Origin of the sequence: Mesorhizobium sp. B2-3-15 (assembly GCF_006442875.1) — a bacterium.
Lineage (GTDB): Bacteria > Pseudomonadota > Alphaproteobacteria > Rhizobiales > Rhizobiaceae > Mesorhizobium > Mesorhizobium australicum.
On sequence record NZ_VFVO01000002.1, the window covers coordinates 658,647 to 668,583 of the forward strand.

The window sequence follows — 9,937 nt, forward strand, 5'->3', positions numbered from 1 at the left end:
AAATCAACCTCGGCAAATCAAACCTCGGCAAATTGGAGTGAGAGATGGACGCGAAAACCGACGACAGCAGCGCGGGCAAATGCCCTGTCGCGCATGGATCCGCCGGCCGGACCAACCGTGACTGGTGGCCGAACCAGCTTGACCTTGGCGTTCTCCATCAGCAGTCGAACCTGTCGGACCCGATGGGCGAGGACTTCGACTATGCCAAGGAATTCGCCAGCCTCGATCTCGATGCGGTCATCAAGGACCTGCACCAAGTGATGACGGATTCGCAGGATTGGTGGCCCGCCGACTTCGGCCATTACGGGCCGCTGTTCATCCGCATGGCCTGGCACAGCGCCGGCACCTACCGCATCGGTGATGGCCGCGGCGGTGCCGGAGCCGGCCAGCAGCGTTTCGCGCCGCTCAACAGCTGGCCTGACAACGCCAATCTCGACAAGGCGCGCCGCCTGCTCTGGCCGGTCAAGCAGAAATACGGCCGCAAGATTTCCTGGGCCGACCTGTTGATCCTCACCGGCAACGTCGCGCTGGAATCGATGGGCTTCAAGACCTTCGGCTTCGCCGGCGGCCGCGCCGACGTCTGGGAGCCCGAGCAGGACGTGGACTGGGGTTCGGAAACCAAGTGGCTGGGCGACGAGCGCTACTCGGGCGATCGTGAGCTTCGCGGCCATCTCGGCGCCGTGCAGATGGGCCTGATCTACGTCAATCCGGAAGGGCCGAACGGCAAGCCCGATCCGCTGGCCTCGGCCCGTGATATCCGGGAAACCTTCGCGCGCATGGCGATGAACGATGAGGAAACCGTGGCGCTGATCGCCGGCGGTCACACCTTCGGCAAGACCCATGGCGCCGGCGATGCCTCGCTGGTGGGCGCTGAGCCGGAAGGTGCCGGCATCGAGGCGCAGGGCCTCGGCTGGTCGAGCAAACATGCGTCAGGCATTGCCGGCGACGCCATCACCTCGGGTCTCGAAGTCACCTGGACCACGACGCCGACCAAGTGGAGCAACAACTTCTTCGACAATCTGTTCAATTTCGAATGGGAGCTGACGAAGAGCCCGGCGGGCGCCCATCAGTGGACACCGAAGGGTGGCGCCGGTGCCGGCACGGTGCCGGATGCGCACAACCCCTCGAAGCATCACGCGCCGGCCATGCTGACCACCGACCTCGCGCTGCGGGCCGACCCGGCCTATGAGAAGGTCTCGCGGCGTTTCCATGAACATCCGGATCAGTTCGCCGATGCCTTCGCCCGCGCCTGGTTCAAGCTGACCCACCGCGACATGGGTCCGGCGGTGCGCTATCTCGGCCCGTTGGTGCCCAAGGAAGAGCTGATCTGGCAGGACCCGATCCCGGCGCTCGACCATGAACTGGTCAGCGAGCAGGACATCGCATCGCTGAAGGCCAAGATCCTGGCCTCCGGCCTGTCGGTTTCCGAACTGGTCTCGACGGCCTGGGCCTCGGCTTCGACCTTCCGCAACTCCGACAAGCGCGGCGGCGCCAATGGCGCACGCATCCGGTTGGTGCCGCAGAAGGACTGGGAAGTCAACCAGCCGGCCGAACTGTCGAAGGTGGTTGCCAGGCTCGAAGGCATCCAGACGGAGTTCAACACCGCGCAGACCGGCGACAAGAAGGTCTCGCTGGCCGACCTGATCGTGCTCGGCGGTGTCGCCGCGGTCGAGAAGGCCGCCAAGGATGGCGGCAACGACGTGAACGTGCCGTTCACGCCCGGCCGCATGGATGCATCGCAGGAGCAGACGGATGTCCACTCCTTTGCCGCGCTCGAGCCGAAAGTCGACGGCTTCCGCAACTATGTCAGGGGCAAGCAGCCCATGTCGGTTGAGGCCATGCTGGTCGACCGCGCGCAGTTGCTGGGCCTGACGGCGCCGGAACTGACGGTGCTTGTCGGCGGCCTCCGCGTGCTTGGCGCCAACACCGGGCACTCGAAGCACGGCGTGTTCACCGATAGGCCGGGTACGCTGACCAACGACTTTTTCGTCAACCTGCTCAGCATGAGCACGGTCTGGGATCCGGCTGCAGGTTCTGTTCCGGGTTCGGAAGAAGTGTACGAAGCGCGCGACCGCAAAACCAAGGCAGTCAGGTGGACCGGCACCCGTGCCGACCTGATCTTCGGTTCGCATGCGCAACTGCGGGCATTGGCCGAGGTCTACGGATCGGCGGACGCCGGGCAGAAATTCGCCCGGGATTTCGTTGCGGCATGGACCAAGGTGATGAACGCCGACCGCTTTGACATCGCGGCCTGACCCGAGCTTGAGGACCTACGCAAGAGGCGCGGGCCACGGCCCGCGCCTCTTGCATTCAGGCTCTGGAATCAATCCTTCTCGAAGACACGCGCCTTAGCGACGACGCCGGCAATGGCGCCGCCGATCAGCGGTGCGACGATGAACAACCAGAGCTGGCTGAGTGCGGCGCCGCCGGTAAACAGCGCCGGGCCGATCGAGCGCGCTGGATTGACCGAGGTACCGGTGACCGGGATCATCGCGAAGTGAATGCCCGCTAGCGTCAGGCCGATGACCAGGCCGGCAAACGCCGTCGAGTGCTTTTCAGCGGTAACGCCAAGGATCACCGTGACGAAGGTGAAGGTGCCGATCAGCTCCCACAGGAACGCCGAGCTCATGCCCCATTTCGTCTCGTCCCAGCCATTGGCACCGAAGCCGCCGGTATGGCCGCCGGTCTGGCCGGAAACGATGATCCACAACGCCAGCGAGGCGATGATGGCGCCGATGACCTGCGCGATCCAATAGGGGATGACGTCCTTGGCCGGCAGCCGGCCGGCAAGGAATACGCCGAGCGTCACCGCCGGATTGAGATGCGCGCCCGAAATCGGGCCGATCGCATAGGCCGCCGCGATGAGGCCGATGCCGAATGCCAGACCGATGCCTTCCTGGCCAAGCGGCAGCGCGCCGCCGAAGCCGCCCGTCACCACGGACGCCGTACCGATGAACACCAACAGAAATGTACCTAGAACTTCCGCCAGATAAGTCTTCATTGCCCTCTCCTCGTGAAGATCCGCCGGTCCACGTTTTCCGCGCCGCGAATCATGACGGCAAGAGTATTCCCAACCGAAAAACTTGGAAAGCAGAGCTGTAGTGCCACACGCCGTCCTTCCGGCCGCCAGTTAAGAACATTAGAAATCTTGTATCTACTAGTCTGCCTGCTGCTAACCGCCGTGAAGATTTACCGGTCGGACAAGTTTCGCCGACCACCGCCAGCTTGCCCTCGCGGCGAAGCCGGGCGGGGTTCAATCCGGACGTGAAAGGCTCTAAGAGCAGACCGGATAATGTGCTCGATTGATGGAATGACGAATGCGACTGGGCGGACGGCTGGCTGCGGCCATTGAAGTGCTGGAGGACATTGGTCGGCGTCACCGGCCGGTGGCCGACGCGCTGAAGGATTGGGGCCTGTCCCATCGCTTCGCCGGCGGTGGGGATCGCGCCGCGATCGGCAACATCGTCTACGACGCGCTGCGCCGTAAGCGCTCCGCCGGCTGGTTGCTGGGCGAAGACACACCGCGTGCCATCGGCTTCGGGGCGCTGCTGCTCGAATGGAGCCAGACGGCGCAGTCGCTCAACGCAGCGCTCGAAGGTGACAAATTCGCGCCGCCGCTGCTGAGCGCCACGGAACTCCAGGCAATCGCGGAACGCCGGCTTGCCGACGCGCCGCCTGCTGTTCGCGCCGACATTCCCGATTGGTGCGAACCGCTTTTCCAGCGGGCCTTCGGCGAGACATGGGTCGAGGAGGGCGCGGCGCTCGCCACACGTCCGCCGCTCGACATCCGGGTCAACACGCTGCAGGCCGATCGCGCCAAGGTGTTGGCCGAACTCGCGCAGACCGGTGCCAGTGCCGCACGGATCGCACCCTACGGCATCCGCATCCCGCCGATCGACGGTGACGGCCGGCATCCGAACGTGCAAGCCGAGCCGGCCTTTCAGAAAGGCTGGTTCGAGGTCCAGGACGAGGGGTCGCAAATTGCGGCGGCGCTTGCCGGCGCGACGGCTGGCATGCAGGTGCTCGATTTCTGCGCCGGCGCAGGCGGCAAGACGCTGGCTTTGTCGGCGGCGATGGACAACCACGGTCAAATCTTCGCTCACGATGCCGAAAAGGCGCGGCTGGCGCCAATCTTCGACCGCATTCGCCGCTCGGAAAACCGCAATGTGCAGGTCGCCACCAAGCCGGCCGAGCTTGCCCCGCTGACCGGCCACATGGACATCGTGCTGGTCGACGCGCCCTGCACCGGCAGCGGCACCTGGCGGCGGCGTCCCGACGCCAAATGGCGGCTGACGCAGAGACAGCTTGATGCCCGCAAGGGCGAGCAGGCGACGATCCTCGATGCCGCCAGAACCTACGTCAAACCCGGTGGCCTGCTGGTCTACGTAACCTGCTCCGTGTTCGACGAGGAGAACGGTGAACAAATCGCCGCGTTTCGCGAGCGGCACGGCGGCTTTGCCCCGGTCGATCATCGCCAGCTCTGGGACAGCCGTTTTCCCGGCCATACCGCCGCGATGCGGATCGGTGCCCTGGGTGGCATTTCGCTCTCGCCGGCGCTGAGCGGCACAGACGGATTTTATTTTTGCGCCATGCGCCGGGCGTACTGACGCTGCCGTTGACAGCTGCCCGCAGCGCCCCAATTGCAGACGCGCGGCGTTGCGCCGCCACAGGGTGAGTGCTTGCAAAGATATCTGTCGCTTCTGCTGTTCCTCGTCCTGGTGCTGGGCGGAGGCCTGCTGATCGGTTTCGCCACCTTGCCAGGTGCCTGGTATGCATCGCTGGCCAAGCCTTCCTTCAATCCGCCCAACTGGATTTTCGCGCCTGCCTGGACACTGCTCTATGTGCTGATCGCCGTGGCCGGCTGGCGGACATGGTTGCAGGACCCGGCCGGCACCGCGATGAAGATCTGGGGCGCTCAGCTCGTCCTGAATTTCCTGTGGTCGCCAATCTTCTTCGGCGCAAAAATGATGGGGTCTGCTCTGGTCATCATCGTGCTTCTTCTGGCCGTCATCGCGCTGTTTATCGCCAGCGTCTGGACCCGCGATCGGCTCACCGGCTGGCTTTTCGTGCCCTACGCGGCGTGGGTGGCGTTCGCCACCTTGCTCAACGCCTCGCTTCTTTGGCTGAACTAGGTGGCGTGCGGTTTGCTGCAGTGCAGCAAAAGCATTTGCCTGCCGCTCATGCCTCTGCGATAAGCTTTCCCGGCAAACGTGAAGGCAACGGCGATGGCAGCAAAGATCGTACCGGCTCCGGACTATGAGGATCGCGTCAGGGCGTCCTTCGCACGCCAGCAGGCGATGGCGACGATCGGCGCCGAACTGACATTGGTGACCCCCGGCATCATCGAGATTGAGATGCCTTATTCAGCGGCGCTGACCCAGCAGCATGGGTTCCTGCATGCCGGCGTCATTTCGACGGCGCTGGACTCGGCTTGCGGCTATGCGGCGTTCTCGCTCATGCCGGAGAATTCTGGCGTGCTGACCATCGAATTCAAGGTCAACCTTCTGGCGCCGGGCCGGGGTGAGCGTTTTCTGTTCCGCGGTTCGGTGACCAAACCCGGCCGTACCATCATCGTTGCCGACGGCCAGGCCTATGCCTTCGCCACCGACGGCGAGGCCAAGCTGATCGCCACCATGACCGGGACGATGATGACGGTGCTAGGCCGTGATGGTATCGCTGGGTGAGTGGCCGGTTCGCCGCGGGCGAATTTAATCGTGCCGGCGGCACGGAGCTGCCGCCGGCAGCGGCCATGCCGTTGGTCATAATGTAGCGCAAGCAGGAGGATCGCCATGACTGGCAACGTCGTGCGCATTGGCGGCAAGGATGTCCTCTTCGTCATGGCGGCGCGGGCCGAATATGGCCCGCATCTGCAGCGATTGTTCACGCCGCTGATGACGGGCGTGGGCCCGGTCGAGGCCGGCGTGCGGCTGGGCGCTGAGCTCTCCTGGTTGAAATCGGACAAGGCATTGCCCGATCTGGTGGTATCGCTCGGCTCTGCTGGTAGCCGGACCCTGGAGCAGACCGAAATCTACCAGGCCGTCTCCGTCAGCTATCGCGACATCGATGCCTCGCCGCTGGGCTTCGAAAAAGGCGCGACGCCGTTTCTCGACCTGCCGGTGATCGTACCGTTGCCGTTGCGTATTCCCGAAATCAAGGAGGCGACACTGTCGACCGGCGGCGCCGTCATTACCGGCGCGGCGTACGAAGCGATCGCCGCCGACATGGTCGACATGGAGACCTTCGCCTGCCTGCGCGCCTGTCAGCTTTTCGACATCCCGCTCATCGGGCTGCGCGGCATTTCCGACGGCGCGGCTGATCTCAGGCACGTCGGCGACTGGACCGAATATCTGCACGTCATCGATGAAAAGCTGGCCGACGCCGTCATGCGGCTCGAACAGGCGATCGGTTCGGGCTTGCTCCGGCCGGATTCACCTGGTGACGAGGCGATACCGCTCTGAAAGTCAGGCGACGCAACCCATTGCGCAGACTCGTTTCTTTCTCTAAAGGCTCGCCATGACGACAGCCAATCACACCGACACCATCCTGATTGTCGATTTCGGCAGCCAGTTTACGCAGCTCATCGCCCGCCGCATCCGCGAGGCCGGCGTGTTTTCCGAGATCGTGCCGTTCCAGTCGGCCGAGGCGGCATTCAAGCGCATCAACCCGAAAGCGGTCATCCTGTCCGGCGGCCCGGCTTCGACGTCCGATATCGGCAGCCCGCGCGCGCCGCAGATCGTCTTCGATGCCGGCGTGCCTGTGCTTGGCATCTGCTATGGCCAGATGGCCATGTGCGTGCAGATGGGTGGCGTCGCCGAAAGCTCCAACCATCGCGAATTCGGCCGCGCCTTTGTCGAGATCGAGAAGGACAGCCCGCTATTCGAGGGCCTGTGGGCCACAGGCCAGCGCCATCAGGTGTGGATGAGTCATGGCGATCGCGTCATCGCCCTGCCGCCTGGCTTCGAGGTGTTCGGCAAATCGGAAAGCTCGCCCTTCGCCATTTTCGGCAATGTCGAACGCAGGATGTACGGCATCATGTTCCACCCCGAGGTGGTGCATACGCCGGATGGTGCCAGGCTGCTCAGGAACTTCGTCCACAACATCGCCGGCATCGAAGGCGACTGGACGATGCGCGCCTATCGCGAGCACGCGGTCGAGGCGATCCGCAAGCAGGTCGGCAAGGGCAAGGTCATCTGCGCGCTGTCGGGCGGCGTGGATTCCTCGGTGGCTGCCCTTCTGATCCACGAGGCGGTCGGCGACCAGCTCACCTGCATTCTTGTCGACCATGGCCTGATGCGCAAGGACGAGGCCGCTGGTGTGGTGGCGATGTTCCGCCAGCACTACAATCTGCCTTTGATCCTGGTCGACGCCTCGGACAAGTTCATCTCGCAGTTGGAAGGCGAGTCCGACCCGGAAAAGAAGCGCAAGACCATTGGCCGGTTGTTCATCGAAGTGTTCGAGGACGAGGCCAAGAAGCTCGGCGGCGCCGATTTCCTGGCGCAAGGCACGCTCTATCCCGACGTCATCGAGAGCGTCTCCTTCACCGGCGGCCCCTCGGTCACCATCAAGTCCCACCACAATGTCGGCGGCCTGCCCGAGCGCATGAACATGCAACTGGTCGAGCCGTTGCGCGAATTGTTCAAGGACGAGGTGAGGGCGCTGGGCAAGGAACTCGGCCTGCCCGAAAGCTTCATCGGACGCCATCCGTTCCCAGGCCCCGGCCTCGCCATCCGCTGCCCGGGCGGCATCACGCGGGAAAAGCTGGAGATCCTGCGCGAGGCCGACGCCATCTATCTCGACGAAATCCGCAAGGCCGGCCTTTATGACGCGATCTGGCAGGCCTTCGCCGTGCTGCTGCCGGTGCAGACTGTCGGCGTCATGGGCGACGGCCGCACCTACGAATTCGTCTGTGCGCTACGCGCCGTGACCTCCGTCGACGGCATGACGGCTGACTTCTACCACTACGACATGGCCTTCCTGGGCGCCGCCGCCACCCGCATCATCAATGAAGTCCGCGGCATCAACCGCGTGGTGTATGACGTGACGTCGAAGCCGCCTGGCACAATCGAGTGGGAGTGAGGGGCAGACGGCAATCGCGTAGATTCGGCGGCGATTTTCGCCATCGAGAATTGTTCTTGTGTCCGTGTCTCACTTTCGCTGAACTGGTATTCTTCATCTCCAATCTGGCAAGTCCGATCTGCCCAAGTCCCTTACGAGGTAAAGACCTTTAAGAAGGGGGCTACGGCGTAAAACGGCGTGCACAAAGGCAAGATCTGCTTCGCGCCTTGTCATCCTTGGAGTGATCTGCGTTGGAGCGTGAAAATTCCGGATGTCCGGCTCGCCCGTGGCAGCGATCAAGGTCCAGCGTTAGTGCGCTGGCGGGCTCTCGTTACGCTGCCCCGCATCTTCTGCCGCGCTGGCTCATATCAGCCGTGCGCTCGTTCGATCTCACAAGCCGATCCGGGTGGCTGCAGCTCCTTCATGTTGAATATTAACCGTTCGCCCAAGTTGGACGTTGACGCTTCCTCCCCAGTAGAGTTAATAATCTCCTAATATAAGCATTGTCTAAAATCTCTTGATCGGAAACCGGCAATTTAGGCGATGCAATTGGGTTGGGAGACGTAGCGCTGCGACAACGCCGTCGCAGCCGCCATCATGCGATCATCATCCGCTAGCTCCAGCCGGCACTGCTTGTCCGGCAGGCTCGCTGATGATGCGCCGCACTCGCTTTCAACCCAGCTGTGTGGCGACTTTGGGATCGATGCTCGGACAGAGCGTGGTCGTACAGGACTATTAACAAACAGGCGTTGGGGCGTCTGCTACAGAAACAGGGGTTGAAAATGGCTACTCAGGTCACCGGTGCCGGCGGCACCACGGCGTCATTCTCCAATACACCGCAGGCAAAGGACGACCTGTTCACCAGCAGCACCACCGGGCTTAATGAGGATAGTTCTCAGCCCATCTTCCTGAATGTGATGGCCAACGATCTCGGCGGGAACGCCAAGACGCTTTGGTCGGTCGACAACGGGATCAACAATACAGGCGCGATGAGTGGATACTCCGCTGCTGATTTGTTGACACAAGACTCGGCGCGGAGCGAAATCGGCAGCTCCGACACAAGTTCTAACGGCGCGAAAATCTGGATCACATCCGACGGACTCGTTGGATACGACGCGGCTACCTTAACAGCGGCTTTCAAGACGCAATTACAAAACTTGAATGCAGGGCAATACCTGACTGACACGTTTATCTATTCAATTCGGCTCGGCAATGGAACGCTCAGTTGGGCAACCGCCACGGTACAGTTCGCCGGAACCAACGACGCGGCCGTGATTTCCGGAGTCTCTACGGGCGCAGTGATCGAGGCGGGTGGCGTCGGCAATGGAGTTCCTGGGACGCCGACGGCGAGCGGCACGCTCACCGACACCGACGTCGACAACACACCCAATACATTCCAGGCCGTCGCGGCCGGACATGCAAGTGACCATGGCTACGGCACGTATCAGATGACCACGGGTGGCGTCTGGACCTATACGCTCGACAACGGCAACGCCACGGTCCAGGCGCTCAATGTCGGCGACACGACCACCGACACCTTCACCGCTCATACCGCCGACGGCACCGCCCAGGTGGTGACGATCACCATCCACGGCACCAACGACGCGGCCGTCATCACCGGCACGGCGAACGGCGCAGTGACCGAGGCCGGCGGCGTGGCCAACGCCATTCCCGGGACGCCGACGGCGAGCGGCGATCTCAACGACACCGATGTCGACAATGCGACCGACAGCTGGCAGACGGCTCCCGCCGGCACGGCAAGCACCGGCGGCCTCGGCACCTATCAGCTCGGCGCCGACGGCCAGTGGACCTATACGCTCGACAACGGCAACGCCACGGTCCAGGCGCTCAATGTCGGCGACACGACCACCGACACCTTCAC

8 protein-coding genes are annotated in these 9,937 nt (G+C 63.2%); 7 read left to right on the forward strand and 1 reads right to left on the reverse strand.

The features are described from left to right. Nucleotides 1–44: 44 nt before the first annotated feature. The gene (katG, locus tag FJ954_RS07100; protein ID WP_140660882.1) at nucleotides 45–2,255 is read left to right on the forward strand and encodes a catalase/peroxidase HPI; all 2,211 of its coding nucleotides are present in this window, start codon (nucleotides 45–47) and stop codon (nucleotides 2,253–2,255) included. Nucleotides 2,256–2,323: 68 nt separating this feature from the next. Here the strand turns inward: katG and FJ954_RS07105 are convergent, their stop codons facing one another. Continuing rightward, nucleotides 2,324–3,001: an MIP family channel protein gene (locus FJ954_RS07105; RefSeq protein ID WP_140660883.1), complete on the reverse strand. Its 678-nt coding sequence runs from the start codon at nucleotides 2,999–3,001 to the stop codon at nucleotides 2,324–2,326. A gap of 316 nt (nucleotides 3,002–3,317) precedes the next feature. Here FJ954_RS07105 and FJ954_RS07110 point away from each other — a divergent pair, with 316 nt between their 5' ends. The 6 genes from FJ954_RS07110 to FJ954_RS07135 form a co-directional block, all read left to right on the forward strand. After that, a complete protein-coding gene (locus tag FJ954_RS07110) occupies nucleotides 3,318–4,607 on the forward strand; it encodes an RsmB/NOP family class I SAM-dependent RNA methyltransferase (protein ID WP_140660884.1) in 1,290 nt (429 codons plus the stop codon). A gap of 72 nt (nucleotides 4,608–4,679) precedes the next feature. Then, nucleotides 4,680–5,132, forward strand: a complete 453-nt coding sequence (locus FJ954_RS07115; protein ID WP_140660885.1) for a TspO/MBR family protein — start codon at nucleotides 4,680–4,682, stop codon at nucleotides 5,130–5,132. 93 nt (nucleotides 5,133–5,225) lie between these two features. After that, nucleotides 5,226–5,684 carry a PaaI family thioesterase gene (locus FJ954_RS07120; RefSeq protein WP_023771340.1) on the forward strand — a complete coding sequence of 153 codons (459 nt, stop codon included), beginning with the start codon at nucleotides 5,226–5,228 and terminating at the stop codon, nucleotides 5,682–5,684. A 105-nt stretch (nucleotides 5,685–5,789) separates the two neighbouring features. Further along, entirely contained in the window at nucleotides 5,790–6,458 is a 669-nt protein-coding gene (locus FJ954_RS07125) for a 5'-methylthioadenosine/S-adenosylhomocysteine nucleosidase (RefSeq protein ID WP_140660886.1), read from the forward strand. Nucleotides 6,459–6,513: 55 nt separating this feature from the next. Next, nucleotides 6,514–8,076, forward strand: coding sequence for a glutamine-hydrolyzing GMP synthase (guaA, locus tag FJ954_RS07130; RefSeq protein WP_140660887.1), 1,563 nt, complete (start codon nucleotides 6,514–6,516; stop codon nucleotides 8,074–8,076). A gap of 761 nt (nucleotides 8,077–8,837) precedes the next feature. Further along, nucleotides 8,838–9,937, forward strand: a 1,100-nt coding sequence (locus FJ954_RS07135) for a VCBS domain-containing protein (RefSeq protein WP_210243307.1), incomplete at its 3' end; no start/stop codon positions are given.

Coding starts and splice junctions, on each gene's coding strand:
- FJ954_RS07110 (WP_140660884.1), top strand. CDS start 3,318: ATGCGACTGGGCGGACGGCTGGCTGCGGCCATTGAAGTGCTGGAGGAC.
- guaA (WP_140660887.1), top strand. CDS start 6,514: ATGACGACAGCCAATCACACCGACACCATCCTGATTGTCGATTTCGGC.
- katG (WP_140660882.1), top strand. CDS start 45: ATGGACGCGAAAACCGACGACAGCAGCGCGGGCAAATGCCCTGTCGCG.
- FJ954_RS07120 (WP_023771340.1), top strand. CDS start 5,226: ATGGCAGCAAAGATCGTACCGGCTCCGGACTATGAGGATCGCGTCAGG.
- FJ954_RS07125 (WP_140660886.1), top strand. CDS start 5,790: ATGACTGGCAACGTCGTGCGCATTGGCGGCAAGGATGTCCTCTTCGTC.
- FJ954_RS07105 (WP_140660883.1), bottom strand. CDS start 3,001: ATGAAGACTTATCTGGCGGAAGTTCTAGGTACATTTCTGTTGGTGTTC.